Origin of the sequence: Pseudarthrobacter quantipunctorum, assembly GCF_045291495.1 — a bacterium.
GTDB lineage: Bacteria > Actinomycetota > Actinomycetes > Actinomycetales > Micrococcaceae > Arthrobacter > Arthrobacter quantipunctorum.
On record NZ_CP148033.1, the window covers coordinates 3,498,057 to 3,519,168 of the forward strand.

A 21,112-nucleotide genomic window follows, 5' to 3' on the forward strand; every position below is an offset into this window, starting at 1 on the left:
ATGACGGACAGGCCACGGTCCATGAGGAAGACGGCGCTCGCCCTGCTGCTGGCGGCAACGCTGATCCCGGCGTGCTCCCCCGAACAGGGCGGCGGGAGCCCTTCCGGCGAACCTTCCGCAACGCCCACAGCCTCCGCCACCGCCGATCCCACCGCCAGCCCGTCCGCCGACGCCGAAACCTCCGTCCCCGCACCGGCTCCCGAAACTTCGCCTGCACCCTCCGGTCCCGGCCAGGGCAATGCCGAACTGTCCATCATCGTCACCGCAGCCGAGGGAGAACCCGAAGCGAGCTACACCCTGGTCTGCGTTGATGGGGTCCCTGCCGCCGAGAGCGTGCATCCCGGCGCGGATGCAGCCTGCTCGGCGTTGAAGGAAAACGCAGGGATGCTGGGTCCGCACACTCCGGGAACCGCACAAGCCTGCACACAGCAGTGGGGCGGCCCGCAGGAAGCCACAGTGACGGGAGTTGTGGACGGCGTCTCCGTTGACACGGCGTTTTCGCGCACCAATGGCTGTGAAATAAGTGCCTGGGATGCTGCGAGGGATGTCCTGGGTGTTGCCGGTGGAGCTTAGGCTCCTCGCGGCGGACGAATGGCAGGAGCGGGAAAAGGCCCACCAGCTGCGCGTCAGCCGCTACGCGGACCCCTACCTGGCGCGAAGGTCAGCCGGCAAGAAACATCCGGTGGAAGACTTCCTCTTCACCTACTACACCCAGAAGCCGGGCCAGCTGCGCCGGTGGCACCCCGGCGCCGGGCATGTCCTGCTGGGTGCGGAAGCGGTCGGGCGCCAGGGCTGGAAGCACTACCGAATGCTCGACGACGGCGAACTTGCCTTCCTGGGGCTTCCGGAAGGGAGCACCGCGGTCACCTTTGACCGGGATGCCTTTCTTGCCGACCGGAGCGAGGCACTCGCCTTCGCGGAGATCATCCTGCGCGGAACTGCGGCCCGCCCCGCCCAGTTCGGCTGCTTCGGGCTCCACGAATGGGCCATGGTGTACCACCAGGACAGGTTCGACCTCCGCCACGAGTACCTGCAGCTGCGGTTGGGATCAGCCGGCACGGACAAGGTGGTGGAGGACAACCGGATCCGCTGCACCCACTTCGACGCGTTCCGCTTCTACACGCCGGACGCCGTCCCGCTGAATGAATTGGCGCCGAGCCGGGAGAGCCAGCGCCGCCTCGAACAGCCCGGCTGCCTCCACGCCAACATGGATCTGTACAAGTGGGCCTACAAGCTGCTGCCGGCCCTGCCCAGCGAACTGGTGATGGACTGCTTCGAGCTGTCCTGGCGGATCCGCGCCATGGACATGCAGGCATCGCCCTACGATCTCGCCGAGTGGGGCTATCCCGCCATTCCCATCGAGACGCCGCGGGGCAAGGCCGAGTATGTGGAGCACCAGCGCTCCTTCGCCGCCGAAGCTGCAGCACTCAGGGAGAGATTGGCCGTTGAGCTGGACGTATTGTCCAGGACGGTTCCGGCATGATCGACCTGACCGTCAGGCTCCGGGAAGATCCTGACGCCGTCGAACACGTCTTCCGGCTGGTAGCCGACGGCGGCCGCGTCCAGCCCTCCACCACCCTGCCGGACCCTGATGCGGCCCTGGCAGCCGTGGAAAAGTACGGCGAGAACGTCTTCTTTCCCAAGCCTGGGCCACCCCGGCTCTGCACCCAGCAGTACGGCGGGCCCCAGGTGGCTGTGGTCACGGGCGCTTTCCATGGGCGCACCGTCGATTCCATGTTCTCGCGCACGGATGGCTGCGAAATCTCGCGCTGGAATGCCATGGCCCCTTTGCTCGGCGGCAGGGGCGGGGCATCCGGCGCCACCTGAGCCCTGAGAGCAAAAGACAGGATCCCGGGCGGTTCAACCGCCCGGGATCCTGTCTTTTTTCTATGCCGTCAGGCTGCTACACCGCGGGTACGGCGTCTGCGAGCGCCACCTGCGGGGCTCCGGACGGGGCAACAGGCGCAGAACCCACCTGGACGTTGACCCAGGTCCTGATGCCGTTGCCGCCCAGGCTTAGCCGGGAAAGGTAGGCGCCCTCGGACAGACCGGTCCAGGACACAGTGGCCGAGGTGGCGGTTCCATTGGGAGCCACGATCGGGTTGGGTTCCACGGTGAGGTTGCCCGCGTCCCCGGCGAACGTCACGGCCTGCACGGAGGCGCTGGCCGGCCCGTTGTCCGGAGTGGAGTACAGGTTGACCGCGACGTAGTACGTTCCTGCGCGGGGAGACTCCAGGTCCAGGAACTCGCTGGCGGAGGCCGTCGCCACCTGGGTGGCTGTCAGCCCGCCCGAACCGTTGGGCGCGTAAACCACCATGTCCCAGTCGACGTCATCCGACTCCGCCTGGACGCCCAGGCGGGCAAAGGACGCCCCTTCCGGAACTGTCACCCGCAGGAGCGCGTTGTGGTCGTCGTTCCGGGGCGCGTACTCACCGGGAGTCTTGGTGATGGCGGTCTGGCTCAGCGGCGCCAGGCCCTCTACACCCACGTTGATCGGGCTGTCCGAACCTGACACCAGTTCCATCGTGCCGCTCCCACTGCCCGTGGCCGAGCTGAAGGAGAAGGACGGAGCGATCTGTGCATCCACGGGCCGGACGGCGATAGGCGAGCTGACAGTGCGGGGGCCCTTCCAGGTGAGGGTGCCCGTGCTGAACTTGCCCACCGGAGCGCTGGCGTTCCGGATGGTCAGGGTGACCTCGCGGGTCTGTCCGGCCTTGGCGAAGTTCAGCGATTTCGGCTCCACCTGGATGTCGAAGCCGGGCATGTTGACCTCCGGCCGGTACATGCCCGGAACCAGTGCCGTCAGCTGGCGCTTGACCTGGACTTCTCCCACCAGGCTGCCAAGCGCAACGGACGGAACGTTCAGGTCACGGGCGGCGATGGTGCCGGCCTGCGGTGCGCCGGTGTCCACACCCTGGCCGTTGAGGAAGCCCAGCCAGTCCTTGATGCCGGAGTTGTAGACCAGGCCCGGATCCAGGACCCGGATTGAGTCGATGTGGCCGGCGCCGCCCTGGAACGGGTCGGTGTTGGGCGAGCCGTCGGCGTTGACCAGCGGGTAGGCGGTGGTCATCATGGCTGATTTCACCATGGCGGGAGACCAGCTGGGCTGCTTGCTGAGGACCAGGGCGCCGAATCCTGCAATATGCGGGGCCGCCATGGAGGTGCCCGACATGAAGCCGAACTGGTCGCCGTTGTTGCCGATGGCGGATACACCCGCCAGGACGTTGACGCCCGGCGCGGCGATGTCCGGTTTCAGCAGGTCTCCGCCGGCGGCGAGGGTGGGGCCACGGGAGGAGAAGCCGGCGATCTGCGGCGCCGGGGCCGGCGGTTCACCGGTCAGGTCGCCCTTGACCAGGCTGACGGTCAAAGCGGGGTTTGCTTCCAGCTTGGACTTCAGTTCCAGGCTCTTGGGCGCATTGACATGCACGGTGGGCAGCACATGGTTGTCGGCGTCTTCGGAGCTGCTGGTGAGGTTCACCAGGACCATGCCGACGCCGCCCTTGTCCTGGACTTCCTGGCTCTTGGCAGTCCTGTCCACCACGCCGCGGTCGCAGACTACAACCTTGCCTGCCACCTTGGCCGCATCCAGGCTGCCGGGGCCGCAAAGGTTGGCATTGGTTACTCCCGCCGCTGCGGCCGCAGCCGCAACCACAACCACAACAGGCGTATCAGCCACTTCCGACTTCATGATGGAGGCTCCGCGGTACAGCGATCCGTCCGAAACCTTGACGGTGCCCAGTAGGTCGCTGGGGAACGTCGATGCGGCAACCGTGGTCAGCCACGGCGAGGCATGGTTGACAGTGGACGCGGTGGGGCCGGAGTTGCCGGCTGATGCGGAGACGAACACGCCTGCAGCTGCGGCGTTGAGGAACGCCAGCGCTACGGGGTCGGTGGTGTTGTTGTTATTGCCCGAGATGGAGTAGTTCAGGACGTCCACGCCGTCTTTGATGGCGGCTTCCACTGCCTCGACGGACGCCGAGGAGTAGCAGCCTCCGGTATCGGGGTTGGTGTCTTCCCAGCAGACTTTGTACACCGAGACCTTGGCGGCGGGGGCAACGCCGGAGCTCTTGCCGAAGCTTGAGCCGTCGATCACCTGCTCCACGTTGGCGTTGCCGGCGGCCGTGGTGGCGGTGTGTGTTCCGTGGCTTCCGACGTCGACCGGCGAGATGAGTTCCTCGGGCGCCCGGTTCCCGGGGGCAACATACTGCAGGAAGGTATCGGCGAAGTACCGGGCTCCGATGACCTTGGAGTTGCACAGGGAGCCGTCGAAGGAGGCCCCCGTTCCCTGGCCCTTCTGGCATTCACCTTCGAAGGTGGTGCCGTCAGCCTTGAGCATGGCAATCCGGCCCTCGGCGGTGCGGTAGGGAACGCCTACCTGGGCAGGCCCGCTTAGCGGCTGGACCGGCTCGCCCTGCAGGAACGGGTTGTCCGGGGCGTAGCCGGAGTCGATGACGCCCACCACCACGCCCTTGCCGGCGTTCGCTTCGCCGCCGAACTGCGTGGCCCAGACCCCGTCGGGGCCGGTCAGCTTCAGGAAGTCGGTGGTGGTGTAATCCGGGGCGTTCTCCACGTCCGGGGCTACAACCAGCACGCGGTCGTCTTTGGACAGCTCCATGGCCTGGGCGGCAGTGAGTTCTGCCGCGAAGCCGTTCAGGGCGGCGGTGTACTGCTTGGCCGGGGTTACGCCCTGGCTGGCAGCAACCTCCCGCTGCTGCTTGCGGAGGTGTGCATCGTAGGCCCTGTAGTTGGCGCTGCCGGCATCCAGCTTCCGCCCATTGTTGGGTTTTGTCGCCCCCAGTCCGGGCGTTTCCCCTTCATAGGCGGCCGCTGCCGCCCCCGCCAGGACAACAATGTAGCGGCCGTCCTTGAACTCGGCGGCTGCGTTTTCCGCGGCAGTCACTGCCTTGTCCTGTCCAGCCGGCGCCGCGGTGGCGGGGGTGATGGCCATCGAGGTGAGGATGAGCGGCAAGCCCACGGCAAGCGCCGCTGCCTTCCGGAATCCCCCGCCCCGCGTGGGGCTCTTTCCAGTAGATCTCACATGCAAACCTTTCACGATGTACCGGCCCAGCCAGGGTGGGGGCCCGAAACGACTCGGCATGGCACGCGAAGTTACAGATCTTGTCATTTCGTGAGACCAGCCGATTCACAGAGTACAGACTGATAGCTGAATATGACATAGGACACAAAATGGAAATTTCCGCCAGTCATACACCGGGCACCCTGGCGCCGCCTGCAGCTGAAAGGCAGGGAAAATGGGCACGAAAAAGGGCGCCCGGGAAGACGCCCTTGAAACGCGGGAAGGCCAGCGCCCGCCGCTACTGGCGTGGTGTGCGGACGACGTCGCTGATCCACTGCCGGGTCTTTTCGTCCACCGGCCCCGCCACCCTGTTCTCCCGGGCGAAACGGTCGGCTTTGATCTTTTGGAACACCATGCGGCCCAGCCCCGCGAACACTGCGGCGGCGACCATGGGCAACAGCACGGATTTCGAATTTTCAGCCATCCAGCAATCCTAGTGAAGCCGCCCGTCCAACTCCACAGCACCGGGCCGGAAAGCTCCTCCGCCAGGCGTACGGCAAGCCGGCTTCCTGCGGCTGTCCTGCCGGAACCAGCCGAATACAGGCTGCGGCCCTTCGGCCGGTAGAATGGACGAGCAAGCTCGCGGAGCGCCCGTCCTCATGTCTGAACGCATTGTCTGAACTCACGGCCTGAACTGTTCAAGTCAACGTGTCCCAGGCCCGGAACGGCGTGAGACGGCACCACTCCGCTGCGCCCTTACCCAAGCTCACGCACAGGAGTTACCGGATGCCCCGGATCGTTGTTGACGTCATGCCCAAGCCCGAGATTCTGGACCCGCAGGGGAAGGCGATCGTCGGCGCTCTCCCCCGCCTGGGCTTCACCAGCTTCAGCTCTGTCCGCCAGGGCAAGCGTTTCGAACTGACGGTCGATGGCGAGGTGACCGAGGAAATCCTGGCCCAGGCCCGGAATGCCGCGGAAACCCTCCTGTCCAACCCGGTGATCGAGGACGTCGTCAACGTCGAGGTCGTCGAGGCCTGACATGACTGAACTTCCCCTGATCGGCGAAGCACCCGCCGACGCCTCCGGCGCCCGGAGGCTCGCCGGCGCCCGGATCGGCGTCGTCACGTTCCCCGGCACCCTTGATGACCGCGACGCCGCCCGCGCCGTCCGCCTCGCCGGCGGCACCGCCGTCGAACTCTGGCACGCAGACACCGAGCTCGGCGACGTGGACGCCGTGGTGATTCCCGGCGGGTTCTCCTACGGTGACTACCTCCGCGCCGGTGCCATCGCACGCTTCGCCCCGCTGATGACCAAAATCATCGACGCCGCCAACTCGGACGCCAGGCTGCCGGTGCTCGGTATCTGCAACGGCTTCCAGATCCTCACCGAGTCGCACCTGCTGCCTGGGTCCATGATCAAGAACGACCACTTGAAGTTCATGTGCCGCGACCAGGTCCTGCGCGTTGAGAACAGCAACACCGCCTGGACCCTGGACTACGAGGCGGGACAGGAGATCACCATCCCGCTGAAGAACCAGGACGGCCAGTACATCGCCGACGACAAGACCCTGGACGCCCTTGAGGCCGAGGGCCGCGTGGTGTTCCGCTACGTGGGCTTCAACCCGAACGGCTCCCGCCGGGACATCGCCGGCATCTCCAACGCCGCCGGCAACGTGGTGGGCCTCATGCCGCACCCCGAGCATGCCGTGGAAGTTGGCTTCGGCCCCGAATCGCTCGATGGCATCGGCGGGTCCGACACCGACGGCCTGGGCTTCTTCACCTCCGTCCTGAACAAGATTGTGGGAGGCGCCAAGTGACCACGGAAACCACCAAGAAGTTCAACATCGACACCGTCGAGCATGCTGCGAAGACTCCGGACACGGAGCTTCCCTGGGCTGAACTGGGCCTGAAGCAGAACGAATTCGACGAGATCGTCAAGGTCCTGGGCCGGCGCCCCACCGGCGCCGAGCTGGCCATGTACTCCGTCATGTGGAGCGAGCACTGCTCCTACAAGTCCTCCAAGAACCACCTGCGCCAGTTCGGCCAGAAGGTCACTGAGGAAATGAAGAAGGACATGCTGGTGGGCATCGGCGAAAACGCCGGCGTGACCAACCTCGGGGACGGCTGGGCCGTGACCTTCAAGATCGAATCGCACAACTCGCCGTCGTTCGTTGAGCCCTACCAGGGCGCCGCGACCGGCATCGGCGGCATTGTCCGCGACATCATCTCCATGGGCGCCCGCCCCGTTGCCGTGATGGATCCATTGCGTTTCGGCGCCATCGACCACCCGGACACCGCACGCGTCATGCACGGCGCCGTCGCGGGCATCGGCGGCTACGGCAACTCCCTTGGCCTGCCGAACATCGGCGGCGAAATGGTGTTCGACTCCGTCTACCAGGGCAATCCGCTGGTCAACGCCCTGGCCGTGGGCGTCATGCGCCATGAGGACATCCGCCTGGCCAACGCCTCCGGCAAGGGCAACAAGGTGGTCCTCTTCGGTGCCCGCACCGGCGGCGACGGCATCGGCGGCGCCTCCGTGCTCGCATCCGAGTCCTTCGACGACACCAAGCCCTCCAAGCGCCCCGCTGTGCAGGTAGGCGATCCCTTCGCCGAGAAGGTCCTGATCGAGTGCTGCCTGGAACTGTTCAAGGGTTCACTGGTGGAAGGCATCCAGGACCTGGGCGCCGCCGGCATCTCCTGCGCCACGTCTGAGCTGGCCTCCAACGGCGACGGCGGCATGCAGGTTGAGCTGACGTCCGTCCTGCTGCGCGACCCCACCCTCACCCCGGGCGAGATCCTGATGTCCGAGTCGCAGGAACGCATGATGGCCGTTGTCACGCCGGAGAACGTCAAGGAGTTCGAGGCCGTCATGGACAAGTGGGCTGTGGAGTACTCGTGGCTGGGCGAGGTGACGGACACCGGCCGCCTGATCATCACCTGGGAAGGCGACGTGATTGTCGACGTCGATCCCCGCACCGTGGCACACGACGGCCCCGTCTATGACCGTCCGTACGCCCGGCCCGAGTGGCAGGACGCCGTCCAGGCCGACACCTTCACCGGTTCCGTCCAGGACGCGGGCCGCCCGGCCGCGCCCGGGGAACTGGCCAAGGCCGTCACCGAACTGGTGGCATCGCCGAACATGTGCTCCAAGGACTGGATCACCAACCAGTACGACCGCTACGTGGGCGGCAACACCGCCATGGCCTTCCCCGACGACGCCGGCGTGGTCCGCGTCGACGAGGAAACCGGCCTCGGCGTTGCCCTGGCCACCGACGCCAACGGCCGCTACACCTACCTGGACCCGTACCACGGCGCGCAGCTGGCCCTGGCCGAGGCCTACCGCAACGTGGCCAGCTCCGGCGCCGTGCCCATGGCCGTCAGCGACTGCCTGAACTTCGGTTCCCCCGAGGATCCGGACGTCATGTGGCAGCTCGCCGAAGCCATCCGCGGCCTGTCCGACGCGTGCATGGTGCTGGGCATTCCGGTCACCGGCGGCAACGTCTCGCTGTACAACCAGACGGGCACCACGCCCATCCACCCCTCCCCTGTGGTGGCAGTTCTGGGCAAGCTCGACGACGTTGCCCGCCGCACGCCGTCGGGCTGGCGCGAGGACGGCCAGGCGATCTACCTGCTGGGCACCACCGGCGCTGAACTGGACGGTTCCGAATGGGCCAACATGCGCGGCCACCTCGGCGGGCAGCCGCCCAAGGTTGACCTTGAGGCCGAGCGCGCGCTGGGCGAGATCCTGATCAACGCCTCACGCGACGGCATGATCGACTCGGCGCACGACCTCTCCGAGGGTGGCCTCGCCGCAGCGCTGGTAGAGTCCTCGCTGCGGTACGGCGTGGGTGCCCGGATCGCACTGCAGGATGTCCTGGACCGGGACGGTGTGGACCTGTTCACGGCGCTCTTCTCCGAGTCCCAGGGCCGTGCCATTGTTGGCGTGCCCCGCTCCGAGGAAATCCGCTTCACGGACATGTGCACCGCCCGCGGCTTCGCCCACACCCGCATTGGCGTGGTGGATGCGGCCAGCGGCACCCTGGAGATCAACGGCGTGGAGAGCCTGTCCCTGGACGCCCTCCGCGCAGCACACGAAGGGACCCTGCCGAAGTACTTCGGCTAGTCCCCACCACCACCCTCGCCTCGCAAGCTCGGCCAGGGAACCCTGGCGGCGTGGGCCCACCCATCGATTGCTCCGTACCGGTCGTTTTGACCTCTCAGAACGACAAGTGCGGAGCAATCGATTATTAACCACCCCGCCGCCAGCCGGCCTGGACCAGCGCACTGCGCACCTTCATGACAGCAGACTTGGCGTCGTTGAGCATATGGCGTTTGGATATCCGGACTTCGGTCCAGCCCAGGGCGGCGTAGCGCTCCGACCGGTCTATGTCCCGCACAATCTGTCCTGCTTCACCGTGGTGTTCGCCTTCGTATTCGATCCCGATCCGGTACTTGCGGTAGGAGAGGTCCGGCTCGTGGTGCCGTGTCCCGTCTTCAGAGATGATGGAAACGTTCAGCTCGGGCTCCGGCATCGCGGCCCGTACTATTGCCAGACGGAGCAGCGTTTCCTGGGGCGAGTCGGAGCCAATGCGGACCAGCTTGATGGCTTCCTTGGCTTTCCGCAGTCCGCGCTTTCCCTTGTGCCTGTCGATCATGCGCTGAAGGTCAGCAATGCTGCACAGGGGCACGTCCCTTTCCTCAAAAGCCTCCCGCGGCACCCGGACGCAGCTGTCCCCCATGACCACGAGCTCGTCCAGGGTCAGCATCTCTGCCATATCAAGCCACGTGCGCTCCGGGGTGGTGACAGGAATTCCATCGACCGTGGTGACTTCGTCGCTGTAGAGCTTCATTCTGTGCACTATGACATGGGGCCTGTTGAGGTGGGCCGCACCCTCGGGCCTGATGATATGGAACATTTCCGGGCCCCCTTTCTGCTGGCGTCGCGGCAGGACAAGGAGCTCCGCCGCAGTGAGGTGCGATGCGGCGCATCGCTCGTTGACCTCAATGAAAGGCCGCACCCTGGCACTCAAAGGGAGGTCCGCCGTCGTATATTCCATGCGGACGCCCCTGCCATGGCGTTCCAACGAACCGTGCCGCCAGCGCCGTGGGGAGACCCCGGCTAGGGCCGCATCTGCAATGGTGAAGGGGCGGGTCCGGAGTTCGTCCGGCAACGGGCGAGGCGTCTTCATCGGTCCATGAGACCAGAATCGGGCAAAGACCGCAGAAGTTATCCACACCCATCATCGATTGCTCCGTACTTGTCGTTTTCGCGGGTGAAAACGACAAGTACGGAGCAATGGATGAGCGGTTAGTCCTCGCTGTGGTGGTCACGCTGCCGGGCACTGAGGAGTTCGAACTCCGGCCTGGCTGCCACAAAACGCTCGACGGCGTCCAGCACCTCCACGAGGTGGGCTCGGTCGGCCGCCACCAGGCCGCACCCACCTGCGAACGCCGGTACTGGTCGTGGTCCCCCACCTCGGCAACGGAGACGTCGAACCGCCGCCTGATCTCGGCGAGCAGCGGCCTGACCACGGAGCGCTTTTCCTTCAGGCTTTGAACGTCGCCCAGGAGGATGTCGAATTCGATCCAGCCGATCCACATGCCTTCATGCTATCGAGTGCTCCGTAACTGTCGTTTAGGGCGTTCAAAACGGCAGGTACGGAGCAATCGATGGGCTCAGATGGTCAGTTCGCCCATCCGGTCCCAGCCTTCGCCGTCGAGCTGGCGGCTGATGATCCTGGGTGTCTCGGCCAGGGCCTGGGGCATGTCCGCCATGGCCTGCTTGAAGTGGGCGCTGTTGACGTGGTCGCCGGCGGCGTCGTCCTTGAAAGCTTCAACCAGGACGAACTCGTTGGGATCGTCCACGCTGCGGGACCAGTCGAACCACAGGTTTCCCGGTTCCTGCCGCGTGGCCTGGGTGAAGTCGGCCACCAGGTCGAGCCAACGCTCCGACCAGTCGGGCTTGACCTTGAACTTGACGACAATGAAGATCACGTGGGCATTCCTTCCGAGGCGAGAGTGCGTGCCCCTTCAATGTACCGGGACGTCACGTGGCGCTGCGCGGCACGGGTGACCAGTCCGCCGGCAGCGTAGAACCAGTTGGCTGGTTTGCTGAACGCCTGGATCCGCAGGAACACTTCCCCGCGGCCGTTGATCTCCACTTCGAAGGATTCCTCGCCCCGGGCCGGATGCCCGGGCAGCGTGCCGTAGCCGAATCCTGCTGACTGCGGCATCCCCCCGGGCGCAGGTTCGCGGACCCACACGACCTCGCAGGGTGCGTTCAGCCGGAAAGGCCCCGCGCCGAAGCCGCTGACCACCCGCGCTCCCGGCACCGCCACGGGTGAATCGGCACCGACGCGGAGCCCTGCCCGCCGCTGCAGTTCCCAACCCAGGATGCCTGCAGCCACCCGCCGGTACACCTCCATGCCCGTGCCCAGAAACGTTTCCTCCAGGACACGCGGGTACCCTGCCGGGGCGGTGCCCCGTTCGGTGCTGCCAATCCCGGGATAGTTGAGCCCGCTCGCGGCCAGCCTTTTCTCAGCCACGTGCTCCACCTGCCGATCCGCTCAGCCGCGCCCATCCCAGCTGCTCCTGCTGTTTCCTGCCCAGGCCTGCCACCACGAGGTCGTAGGAGTCCTCCACCATGTCCCTGACCATGTCGTCGGGAAGTCCCCCATCCAGCCGGACACCGTTCCAATGGGTCTTGTTCATGTGCCACGCCCCCGTGATTTCAGGGTGCGCGGCGCGGAGCTGCACCGCCAGGCCCGGCTCGCACTTGAGGTTCACGTATCCGTCCGGGCTCATCGATGACAAGGCAAAAACCTTGCCCTGGTTCTGGGAACCGCCGGCGCTTACCTTGAAGACGGCGGTCTCCGGCCCGAAGGGATAATCCTCGTACGCGCCGGGGAAGGAGAGGCAAACTTTCCGCAGTGCGTCTGGGTCCATCCACGAAGCCTATAAAGCCATCGCCTCCGGTGCTAGTCTGCGAGGATGGCACGCGATCAGGGGTCCATACCTGTTCTGGACCTGGGCACGGCCCGGCAGGCTGACGGGTCCTTCAGCCCGGATTTCATCGGGCAGTTGCGGTACGCCACGCACAACGTGGGCTTCTTCCAAGTGACCGGTTACGGTGCGGCCCCAGGCCAACCGGAACAGCTTTTGGACACCATCAGGCGCTTCTTCAGCCTTCCACTCGAGGAACGGCTGAAGCTGGATAACCGGTTGTCGCCGCATTTCCGCGGCTACACCCGGATGGGCACCGAGGTTACCCAGGGAAGGGCGGACGCCCGGGAACAGATCGACTACTCGCCGGAGCGGCAGCCTGTCACGGATTATCCGGAGGACCAGCCGTTCTGGCTGCTGCAGGGCCCCAACCTCTGGCCTGACGCATCGTTCCCCGAGCTTCGCCCGGTGGCCATGGCCTGGGCCGAACTGATGTCCAGGGTGGGGATGGAGCTGCTCAGGGGCATTGCTGTTTCCCTTCAGCTGCCAGAGGACTACTTCGACGAGCCGTTCCGGGGGTCACCGGCATGGATGGGCAAGCTGGTTCACTACGTAGGCGGCGTGGTGGAGGCCGCCGGAGACCAGGGGGTGGGATCGCACGCGGACTACGGATTCGTCACGCTGCTGCTTCAGGACGACGTAGGCGGCCTGGAGGTCCTGCCGCCCGGAGCGGCGGGATGGGTTCCGGTGGAACCCATCCCGGGGGCACTGGTGGTGAACCTGGGTGAAATGCTTGAAGTGGCCACGGAAGGCTACCTGGCGGCAACCATCCACCGGGTGCAGGCACCGCCGCCGGGGGTGGACCGGTACTCCGTTCCGTTTTTCTGGTCCCCAAGGCTGGATGCGGTGATCGAGCCGGTGCCGCTGCCGCCGGAGCTGAAGGCAGCGGCGAGGGGAATCACGGATGACCCGGCCAACCCCCTGCTGGCCTCATTTGGGATGAACATGCTCAAAGGCAGGATGCGGGCCCACCCGGATGTCACCGAGCGGCACTATCCGGAGCTGCTGAAGCGCTGAGGCTGAAAGCCTGTCAGAGGTTGAACTTCCAGGCCTGCTGGGCGGGACAGCTGTCCATCACCACGTCCAGTCCCGCTTCTTTGGCCCGCTTGGCCGCAGCCTCATCAACGACTCCCAGCTGCATCCATACGGCTTTCGCGCCCACCGCGATCGCCTGGTCCACGACGTCCCCCACTTTGTGGGAATTCACAAAGCAGTCCACGACGTCGATGGGCTGCTTGGCGGCCGGGATGTCCAGGAGGCTGCGGTAACCGGGTTCGCCGTGGACGGGGTCACCGGGCAGGTTGACGGGGATGATTTCCATGCCCATCCGGTCCCGGATGAACAGCGAGGTGTCGTAGGCTGCACGCCATTCGTTGGTGCTCAGGCCGACGATGGCCCAGCGTCCCTTGGTGCGCATCAGGCGTTCTATGACTGCAGGATCGTTCGTGTGGCCCATGGGTTCAGCCTACGCGGAGGGAACGCCGTCAGCGTGAACCCCGCCAGGCAGGGCACTTGGGCGAAACACCTAGCGGACGAACTTGTCCAGCCACTTGGCACCGGGGACCGGTTTTCCTCCGGCGGCAGGGCCGGCTCCCTGCCCTTTTGCTCCCTGTGCGGTTTCTTTCGGCAAGCCAGAATCGTCGCCTGGCCCTTGCCCTGGCTTTTCCGCATCGGCGGCGTTGCTGGTCCCGGAGTCGGGCACGCCTGTCCGTTCCATCATTGCCTCCACCTCCTGCTCAGGTGCGTGGCCGTGACTTTCCGGTTCACCCGTCCGGTCCCGTCCGTCAGCCGCAGGAACGTCTCCGGGTTCTTCCCGGCCCCGGCCGGGGGGCTGGAAGGCTGGTGCCTGCCCGGACCCCTCCACGGTCTGCTGCGTCACCGGCGGTTCGCCGCCGGGGGTATCGCTGCCGCCTGCCGGCCCGCTGCGATCCTGCCGGACGGCAGCGTCGTCGATGCCGTCCTGAAGTGGTCCGGGTGCGGCGGCCTGGGGCGTGCGGATGGTCCAGGACGGCGACCAGTCTTCGAGCAGCTGCTGGACGGAGGTGGTGCCGGTGTGGGCAGGACCGGTGGAGCTGGCCGCCACGGTGCCCACACCCATCCCCATGCCCGCCACCAGGGCAAGCCCGACGACGGTAGGCCGGTGCGTACGCAGCCGGCGGCGCCGTCCGAGTTCGTCGCCCGGGGCGCTCTCCGTGGCGCTGCTGTGCGGGACGTTCGCGGGCACCCCGCGGGTACCGGCGGCCAGCAGGGCAGCGAGCTGACCCGTGGGTTCCGGCACGGGCAGGTCCGCCAAAGAGCCCACGGCCAGGAGGTCCCGGCGCAGGTCCGCGTCCCGGCCCATGCCGGCATCGAGGAGCATCTCCTCCACCGCGACCGCTGTGTGGTGCGTTTGTGGTGTCATGGCTTCAGGTATTCCTTCACGTCCGCAAGTTCGCGCAGTTTCAGGAGCGCCCGGCGCTGCAGCTGCTTCACGGCGCCCTCGCTCTTGCCCATGGCTTCGGCAGACTGCTCCACGGTAAGCCCGGCCACGAGGCGAAGGGCCAGTACCTCGCGCTGGTCCTGCGGCAGCGCATCCAGCAGGCCAAGGACCTCCTGCGGCGCTATCCGTTCCAGCGCTTCCGTTTCAGCCGACGAATCTTCGCGCTGGTCCAGTTCGGGTTCAAACGGGAGCCTGGCGGGAGAGCGGCTTTGGCGGCGGTGGTCGTCCACCATGCGGGCGTGCGCCACCGAAAAAATGAAAGTGCGGAGCCCGGCGTCTCCCCCGTGCACCGATCCAAGACGCGGCAGGACGGAGAGGAACACTTCCTGCATGGCCGCCTCCGGATCCTCGACTCCCCGGGCCGTCAAATAGCCCAGGACTTGTGCTGCATACGTCCGGTAGACAACGCTGAACGCTGCTGTCCCGGCGGGGCCATCCAGGGCCTCGTCTGTCAGGGCATCAGTCACGGACGTGGGGCTTTCGGTCAAAGATTGGGGGTGTCTGCGAAGAGGAAAGCCGCCCGGCCTGCGGAACGCCTTTTCCGTGCATCACTTTACCGCCCAGTAACCACCGCCCGGGACCGCCACGCGTTTGCTGCCGGTCCGACCTGGCAGCTGCCCCTGCCGTCGGAAAGTGAAAGAGCCGGCCTGGAACGTGATGGGGGACAAGTTCCAGGCCGGCGCTACATAGGGGTAATCGCTGGGGGCACGCAAAGGGTTACGCCTGGACGGAAAAACTTTTGAAAACTTTTTGCCCGGCTCAGCGGGCGGCGGCAGTCCAGCGGGGCCGGGTGCCTTGGCGGCGCAGTCCCTTGGCGAAAACGAACGTGTGCCCTCCGGCGGGGACGCGCTGGTCCTCACATTCCGTTCGTGCGGCGGCCGTGGCCGGTTCCTCCGCCGGCGCAGGGACGTGGGCAGGGGCCGGCCGGGCGGCAACACCGGCAGGACAAAGATCGGTGACCAGGCCGGTGCCGGCGCACTCCCGGACGGCGGCTATGCCGGCAGCAAGGGCGGCCTTGTTCGGGTAGGGGCCGGAGACAGCCATGACTGCGCCGTCAGGGGCCAGGAGCCGGAACCTGAAAGACGAATCAGAGTCCACAAATGCCTCGAATTTCCCGGCCATGGCAAGTCCTTCCTCGCAGTCACAGGGTGTACAGACGAGTCTTGCTGGCTTCCCGGCAGCCTCACAAGACCACCCACGTTAACCCTGTGTAAATTGCCGCAAGGCGCTTCCACCGGGCGCACAAAAGCGGCGGGACACTCTTGCAAGGGTGCCCCGCCGCCGTCGAAAATGCTTGGCCTTTTTTGGCCGCCGGTTGCGGACCGGTCAGTCGTTGATGAGGTCGTTCACCACGATGGTCTGGTCCCGGTCCGGGCCCACGCCAATGGCGGAGAAGCGTGTCCCGGACAGCTTCTCGAGTGCCAGGACGTAGTTGCGTGCGTTCTCCGGGAGATCCGCAAGTGCGCGGGCGCCTGTGATGTCCTCGGTCCAGCCTTCGAAGTACTCGAAAATCGGTACGGCGTGGTGGAATTCGGTCTGCGTCATGGGCATTTCGTCGTGCCGGACGCCGTCCACGTCGTAGGCCACGCAGACCGGGATCTGCTCGATGCCGGTGAGCACGTCCAGCTTGGTGACGAAGTAGTCCGTGAAGCCGTTGACCCGCGAGGCGTGCCGTGCCAGGACGGCGTCGTACCAGCCGCAGCGGCGCGGCCGGCCGGTGTTGACGCCGAACTCGCCGCCGGTCTTCTGCAGGTACATGCCCATCTCGTCAAAGAGTTCCGTGGGAAACGGCCCGGCACCAACGCGGGTGGTGTAGGCCTTGATGATGCCGATGGAGCGCGAAATGCGGGTGGGCCCGATGCCCGAGCCAACGGACGCGCCGCCGGCGGTGGGGTTGGAGGAGGTCACGAACGGGTAAGTGCCGTGGTCCACGTCCAGGAACGTTGCCTGGCCGCCTTCCATCAGGACCACCTTGCCCTCGTCCAGGGCAGTGTTCAGTACCAGGGTGCTGTCGATGACCAGCGGGCGGAGCCGGTCGGCGAAGGACAGGAAGTAGTCCACGATCTCGTCCACCACCACGCTGCGGCGGTTGTAGACCTTGACCAGGAGTTCGTTCTTCTGGCGGAGGGAGCCTTCCACCTTCTGCCGCAGGATGGATTCGTCAAAGACGTCCTGCACGCGGATGCCCAGCCTGGCCACCTTGTCCATGTAGGCCGGGCCGATGCCGCGGCCGGTGGTGCCGATGGCGCGGCTGCCCAGGAAGCGCTCGGTGACCTTGTCCAGGACCTGGTGGTACGGGGCCACCAGGTGGGCGTTGGCGGAGACACGGAGCTTTGAGGTGTCGGCGCCGCGGGCCTGCAGGCCCTCAATTTCCTGGAAGAGGGCCTCTAGGTTGACCACGCAGCCGTTGCCGATGATGGGCACCGCGTTGGGGCTGAGAATACCTGCCGGCAGCAGTTTGAGTTCGTACTTTTCACCGCCTACGACGACGGTGTGCCCGGCGTTGTTGCCGCCGTTCGGCTTGACGACGTAGTCAACACGGCCGCCGAGCAGGTCGGTGGCCTTGCCTTTTCCTTCGTCGCCCCACTGGGCTCCTACGATCACGATTGCTGGCATGGGATCCTCCCCCATTCGTTCGGGCTGCCCGGTTCCGGCCACACTGTGGCGGTCCTGCGCAGCGCCGTTCATGAGAATGCCCCGAATGTACCGGCTGCCACTGGTCCGAAGGAGGCACAGCGACGCAAGAGTTCCGGGGCCCTTACCACCCAAGTTTAGCCGATGGGCGACTTTGTCCACTCGTTGGTCCGCCGCGGCCCCTTCCTGCAGCCCGGGGGCTGGTGCAGGACGGAACCGCGGCGGGCCGTCAGCGGGTGCTGCTACTCGTCGTCGGCTTCCTCTCCCGGCCGGGACGTCTGGGTGGCAAGACTGTCCCAGAAGGAGGTGTCGGCGTCGGCGATTGAACCGTCAGCGATGGCGGCGGCGGTGGCGGTCAGGGTGGTGACCGTCTGCTTGATCAGGTAGCCGTTGCTCCGCAGCCCCAGCGCATAGCCGTCAAGGTAGTGGTCGGACATGCCGCGCATCTCAAAGAGCAGCGTCGCAATGCCGTACTCCACGGCAATGCCGTTGCGGCTGATGGTTTCGGCGCTGCCGCCCACGTACTTGCCCAGGTGGCCCCAGCCGGTGGAGTCGACATTGTCGAAGACCACGGCACCCAGTTGCTTGGACTTCTCCACCACTGCCGGATCGGCGTTGGGCGTGGTGGGGTACAGGATGGAGCCGGAAACCAGCTTTCCGTCGCGTTCGCTGCGCGTGCCCTGGTGGTGGAGGTCAATCATGTAGTCCACCTGGTACTTGCGCATCACGTTGTTGTGCAGGGCCTGGGTTTCGGGCTGGACCTTGGCCACGTGGTCCCGGTTGAGGTCCACGCCTTCGGCGTTGTAGCGGGTCATGTTGCGGTCGCCTTTGGCCAGGTAATCGTCCAGGGAGAAGTTCACGTCCCCCATGGCACCGTCGGCGTTGAGCATGGGAACAACCAGGATGTTAACTCCGCCAAGGATGCCCCCTGACTTGCCCGTGCCGAGGTGCTTGACGAATTCCAGGGCGCCTTCGGTGGTGAGCTGTTCGTTGCCGTGCTGCTGCGTCAGGTAGAGGATGGTGGGCTTGGCCGGGTCCGAAATGTACTTGACCAGGTGAATGTCGCGGCCCTTGACCGTCTGGCCGATGACTTCCAGCTCCATGGCGGGCTGGCGGGCGTCCTGGTCCTTGAGGAACTCAACCATCTGGTCGTACGTGGCAAGCTTCGACGTGGTGATCTGGCCGTTGCCGTCATAGTTGGGGCCTTCGCCCACGGCGAGGGCCGGTGCCGGGACGGTCACTGCTGCCAGTGCCAGGGCTCCCGTTAGTGCCAGGGTCCTGAAGGTTGCCAGGGTTTTTCTCACGGTGCGGTACCTCTTTCGAGTGCATTGGGGTGTGTCCAGCCGGCGGTGATCCCCCATGTGCAGGCTGTGACAAAAGCCAACCAACCTCAACGTTTGCTGTCAATGGACGTGACAGTAATCTGCAGTCAGTTATTACGTTGCGAAACTATGCGCCCGCGCTCTTATTGGGTGGCCCGGCCCGGCGTTTCGTTTTGCGGGGCTTGCTAAACTGAAAGAGGTCGACCAGGAATCGGCCCACCCCAATTAACCGCCGTTGATGAGCTGTGCCATCGTGCGCCCATTTTCACCGGCGGAAGCAACAACAATCCCCGCAGGAGATCAAGCACTACATGACAGCCCTGGCACCCGAATCTTTCCATGAGCAACTCCTGAGCCGCCGCTACGAGCCCAACGTCGCGGCCGTCAATGAACTGTGCGATTCCCTGCGGGACGCCAAGCCCGGCACCGAGGTGCCCTACGTCGACCCGATGCACGATGTGGACGAGTGCCGCATCATCAGCCTGTATTCGAACATCGGGGAGGCGGACAAGTCCGGCTTCATCACCCCCGGGGACCACGACGCCGCCACCCGGATGCTGGGTATCCAGTGGAAGCTGGGCCTGCGCCCCGAGTTCGTGATGCCGTGGAACGTCCACCCGTGGCACCTGCCCGGCGAGCCCAACGGCAAGTTCACTCCGGACCAGATCTCTGCCGGCCTCAAGCCGCTGCTCAAGTTCCTTGCGCTTGTCCCCCGCGCCTCAGTCATTGTGGCGCATGGCACAGAGGCCAACCGCCTCGCCAACCTGCTGCTGAAGACCGAAGTGCCGCTGTTGTGGCGCCGTGGCCTGAAGACCTACAAGGTGCGTTCCCTCAGCGGCCGCGCGTTCGCCGGTTCGCCCGCCCGCCAGGAGGAGTACCTCGAGGACATGCGCGTGGCCTACGCCGACGCCATGGCACGGACGGGCCTGCAGAAAGCCAGCTAACTCCCCCACCGCTCTGAGTTTTTGTCCAGATACGCAGCCCAAAATGGCGTCCCAGGCTGCATATCTGGACAAAAACTACCGGGAGAACGACGGCGGGTGGTCACCTTTTTCAAAAAGGTGACCACCCGCCGTCGCGCTTTAACCTGCGCTTGTTACTTCGCCTCGATCGCAGCCTTGGCCAAGGGATCGGAATCGTTGAGGAACTTCTCGATCCGCTCCGGTTCCTCTGCCTCGCCAATCGCGGCGGAAGCCCGGCCCAGCGAGTAAAGGGCCCTCAGGAACCCCCGGTTGGGCTCATGCTCCCAGGGGATGGGCCCCACGCCTCGCCAGCCGTTGCGGCGGAGCGAGTCCAGCCCCCGGTGGTAGCCCACCCGGGAGTAGGCGTAGGAATCGATGGTGCGGCCCTCAGCCCAGGCCTCCTCGGCCAGCACGGCCCACAACAGCGATGAAGTGGGGTGCTTGGCCACGAGGTCCAGGGCTTCCTGGCCCGCGTCCAGCTGCTGGTAGACCTCGGTCTCGGCAGGCAGGAGCGTGGGCTCCGGGCCCATCAGGTTCCGGCGGAACTCGTCCGACATCTAGAAAGTCTTTCCGGCCGAACCGAGCTGCTTGGTGGCTTCCACCACGCGGGCTGCCAGGCCGGCTTCGGCGGAGGCGCCCCAGACGCGGGGATCGTAGGTCTTCTTGTTGCCCACTTCGCCGTCGACCTTCAGGACGCCGTCGTAGTTCTTGAACATGTGGTCCGCAACCGGGCGCGTGTAGGCGTACTGGGTGTCGGTGTCGATGTTCATCTTAATGGTGCCGTAGGAGACTGCGTCCGCGATTTCCTGGTCCGAAGAGCCGGAGCCGCCGTGGAACACGAGGTCGAACGGGCTGTCCTTGCCGATCTTCGCTCCCACCTGGGCCTGGATGTCCTTGAGGATCTCCGGGCGCAGCTTCACGCCGCCGGGCTTGTAAACGCCGTGGACGTTGCCGAAGGTGAGGGCCGTGATGTACCGGCCGTTCTCGCCGGCGCCCAGTGCGTCGATGGTGGCCAGGGCGTCCTCCACGGTGGTGTAGAGCTTCTCGTTGATTTCGTTCTCAACGCCGTCTTCCTCGCCGCCCACGGTGCCGATTTCGACCTCGAGGATCATCTTGGCGGCAGCGGTGCGCTCCAGCAGTTCGCGGGCGATGCGCAGGTTTTCCTGCAGGGTCTCGGCGGAGCCGTCCCACATGTGCGAGTTGAAGATCGGGTTGCGCCCGGCCTTGACCTCAGCCTCGGAAGCAGCCAGCAGGGGCAGGACGAAACCGTCCAGCTTGTCCTTGGGGCAGTGGTCCGTGTGCAGGGCGATGTTGACGCCGTAGTTCTTGGCAACTTCGCGGGCGAACGCGGCGAAGCCCAGGGAACCGGCAACCATGTCCTTGGTGGAGGCGCCTGACCAGTAGGCTGCACCGCCGGTGGAGACCTGGACGATGCCATCGGACTCGGCTTCGGCGAAGCCGCGCAGGGCCGCGTTCAGCGTCTGGGAGGACGTCACGTTCACGGCCGGGAATGCGAAGCCGCCCGCCTTTGCGCGGTCGATCATCTCGGAGTAGATCTCTGGGGTTGCAATGGGCATGCTGACTCCTATGCTGAGGTTCGTCTGTGGGCTGGTAACCCTGGAGTACCGCTTACGGCTAGCACCATCCTAGTCATTTCCGGGCCGGGCGTGTTCTGGGTTACGCCCCGCCCGCACCCC

Annotated in this window: 22 protein-coding genes and 1 pseudogene; 8 read left to right on the forward strand and 15 right to left on the reverse strand. The window is 65.8% G+C overall.

Annotated elements, in window-relative coordinates; translation table 11 throughout:
* The 3 genes from WHH00_RS15850 to WHH00_RS15860 are packed head-to-tail and all read left to right on the forward strand — an operon-like array spanning position 1 to position 1,827.
* The gene (locus WHH00_RS15850) at positions 1–573 is read left to right on the forward strand and encodes an SSI family serine proteinase inhibitor (RefSeq protein WP_406634251.1); all 573 of its coding nucleotides are present in this window, start codon (positions 1–3) and stop codon (positions 571–573) included.
* Positions 545–1,483 (forward strand): 3-methyladenine DNA glycosylase, encoded by a 939-nt coding sequence (locus tag WHH00_RS15855; RefSeq protein WP_406634253.1) that lies wholly within the window; start codon positions 545–547, stop codon positions 1,481–1,483. The genes WHH00_RS15850 and WHH00_RS15855 overlap by 29 nt, the downstream gene beginning before the upstream one ends.
* Entirely contained in the window at positions 1,480–1,827 is a 348-nt protein-coding gene (locus WHH00_RS15860) for a serine protease inhibitor (RefSeq protein WP_350000823.1), read from the forward strand. The genes WHH00_RS15855 and WHH00_RS15860 overlap by 4 nt, the downstream gene beginning before the upstream one ends.
* A gap of 76 nt (positions 1,828–1,903) precedes the next feature.
* Here the strand turns inward: WHH00_RS15860 and WHH00_RS15865 are convergent, their stop codons facing one another.
* The gene (locus tag WHH00_RS15865) at positions 1,904–4,948 is read right to left on the reverse strand and encodes a S8 family serine peptidase (protein WP_406638642.1); all 3,045 of its coding nucleotides are present in this window, start codon (positions 4,946–4,948) and stop codon (positions 1,904–1,906) included.
* Positions 4,949–5,315: 367 nt separating this feature from the next.
* Positions 5,316–5,501, reverse strand: a complete 186-nt coding sequence (locus WHH00_RS15870; protein ID WP_231455478.1) for a hypothetical protein — start codon at positions 5,499–5,501, stop codon at positions 5,316–5,318.
* A 302-nt stretch (positions 5,502–5,803) separates the two neighbouring features.
* Between WHH00_RS15870 and purS the strand changes: the two genes are divergently transcribed.
* From purS to purL, 3 genes are read left to right on the forward strand one after another with little or no spacing between them, the layout of a single operon-like run.
* Positions 5,804–6,055 carry a phosphoribosylformylglycinamidine synthase subunit PurS gene (gene purS / locus WHH00_RS15875; protein ID WP_045730009.1) on the forward strand — a complete coding sequence of 84 codons (252 nt, stop codon included), beginning with the start codon at positions 5,804–5,806 and terminating at the stop codon, positions 6,053–6,055.
* Position 6,056: 1 nt separating this feature from the next.
* Positions 6,057–6,833, forward strand: a complete 777-nt coding sequence (gene purQ, locus WHH00_RS15880) for a phosphoribosylformylglycinamidine synthase subunit PurQ (protein WP_406634256.1) — start codon at positions 6,057–6,059, stop codon at positions 6,831–6,833.
* On the forward strand, positions 6,830–9,139 hold the full coding sequence (purL, locus tag WHH00_RS15885; protein WP_406634258.1) for a phosphoribosylformylglycinamidine synthase subunit PurL: 2,310 nt from the start codon (positions 6,830–6,832) through the stop codon (positions 9,137–9,139). Before purQ ends, purL begins: the two co-directional genes overlap by 4 nt.
* 124 nt (positions 9,140–9,263) lie before the next feature.
* On the opposite strand, the gene WHH00_RS15890 is transcribed toward purL, so the two are convergent.
* From WHH00_RS15890 to WHH00_RS15910, 5 genes and pseudogenes are all read right to left on the reverse strand, one after another.
* Positions 9,264–9,866, reverse strand: coding sequence for a hypothetical protein (locus tag WHH00_RS15890; protein WP_406634260.1), 603 nt, complete (start codon positions 9,864–9,866; stop codon positions 9,264–9,266).
* Positions 9,867–10,324: 458 nt separating this feature from the next.
* Positions 10,325–10,617, reverse strand: a pseudogene (locus tag WHH00_RS15895) (DUF503 domain-containing protein).
* 75 nt (positions 10,618–10,692) lie between these two features.
* A complete protein-coding gene (locus WHH00_RS15900; RefSeq protein WP_231455482.1) occupies positions 10,693–11,010 on the reverse strand; it encodes a putative quinol monooxygenase in 318 nt (105 codons plus the stop codon).
* A complete protein-coding gene (locus tag WHH00_RS15905; protein WP_406634262.1) occupies positions 11,007–11,561 on the reverse strand; it encodes a DUF1990 family protein in 555 nt (184 codons plus the stop codon). The genes WHH00_RS15900 and WHH00_RS15905 overlap by 4 nt, the downstream gene beginning before the upstream one ends.
* Positions 11,554–11,961, reverse strand: coding sequence for an MmcQ/YjbR family DNA-binding protein (locus WHH00_RS15910; protein WP_350000833.1), 408 nt, complete (start codon positions 11,959–11,961; stop codon positions 11,554–11,556). Before WHH00_RS15910 ends, WHH00_RS15905 begins: the two co-directional genes overlap by 8 nt.
* A 45-nt stretch (positions 11,962–12,006) precedes the next feature.
* Between WHH00_RS15910 and WHH00_RS15915 the strand changes: the two genes are divergently transcribed.
* The gene (locus tag WHH00_RS15915; protein WP_406634264.1) at positions 12,007–13,035 is read left to right on the forward strand and encodes an isopenicillin N synthase family dioxygenase; all 1,029 of its coding nucleotides are present in this window, start codon (positions 12,007–12,009) and stop codon (positions 13,033–13,035) included.
* 13 nt (positions 13,036–13,048) lie between these two features.
* Here WHH00_RS15915 and WHH00_RS15920 read toward each other — a convergent pair whose 3' ends face one another.
* The 6 genes from WHH00_RS15920 to WHH00_RS15945 all read right to left on the reverse strand — a co-directional run bounded on the left by WHH00_RS15920 (position 13,049) and on the right by WHH00_RS15945 (position 18,435).
* A complete protein-coding gene (locus WHH00_RS15920; RefSeq protein ID WP_066273609.1) occupies positions 13,049–13,474 on the reverse strand; it encodes a CoA-binding protein in 426 nt (141 codons plus the stop codon).
* Positions 13,475–13,543: 69 nt separating this feature from the next.
* Positions 13,544–14,419 (reverse strand): hypothetical protein, encoded by an 876-nt coding sequence (locus WHH00_RS15925; protein WP_406634267.1) that lies wholly within the window; start codon positions 14,417–14,419, stop codon positions 13,544–13,546.
* The gene (locus WHH00_RS15930; RefSeq protein WP_406634269.1) at positions 14,416–14,964 is read right to left on the reverse strand and encodes an RNA polymerase sigma factor; all 549 of its coding nucleotides are present in this window, start codon (positions 14,962–14,964) and stop codon (positions 14,416–14,418) included. Before WHH00_RS15930 ends, WHH00_RS15925 begins: the two co-directional genes overlap by 4 nt.
* A 292-nt stretch (positions 14,965–15,256) precedes the next feature.
* Complete coding sequence (locus WHH00_RS15935; protein ID WP_406634271.1) at positions 15,257–15,619, reverse strand: YegP family protein; 363 nt, start codon at positions 15,617–15,619, stop codon at positions 15,257–15,259.
* Positions 15,620–15,823: 204 nt separating this feature from the next.
* Positions 15,824–17,113, reverse strand: a complete 1,290-nt coding sequence (locus WHH00_RS15940) for an adenylosuccinate synthase (protein ID WP_406634273.1) — start codon at positions 17,111–17,113, stop codon at positions 15,824–15,826.
* Between the two features lie 260 nt (positions 17,114–17,373).
* Entirely contained in the window at positions 17,374–18,435 is a 1,062-nt protein-coding gene (locus WHH00_RS15945; RefSeq protein WP_406634275.1) for a M14 family zinc carboxypeptidase, read from the reverse strand.
* Between the two features lie 329 nt (positions 18,436–18,764).
* On the opposite strand from WHH00_RS15945, the gene WHH00_RS15950 reads away from it, so the two are divergent.
* The gene (locus tag WHH00_RS15950; RefSeq protein WP_406634277.1) at positions 18,765–19,397 is read left to right on the forward strand and encodes a uracil-DNA glycosylase; all 633 of its coding nucleotides are present in this window, start codon (positions 18,765–18,767) and stop codon (positions 19,395–19,397) included.
* 152 nt (positions 19,398–19,549) lie between these two features.
* On the opposite strand, the gene WHH00_RS15955 is transcribed toward WHH00_RS15950, so the two are convergent.
* Complete coding sequence (locus tag WHH00_RS15955) at positions 19,550–19,972, reverse strand: DUF3151 domain-containing protein (RefSeq protein WP_350000844.1); 423 nt, start codon at positions 19,970–19,972, stop codon at positions 19,550–19,552.
* The gene (gene fbaA, locus WHH00_RS15960; RefSeq protein ID WP_066273592.1) at positions 19,973–20,992 is read right to left on the reverse strand and encodes a class II fructose-bisphosphate aldolase; all 1,020 of its coding nucleotides are present in this window, start codon (positions 20,990–20,992) and stop codon (positions 19,973–19,975) included.
* Between the last annotated feature and the right edge of the window lie 120 nt (positions 20,993–21,112).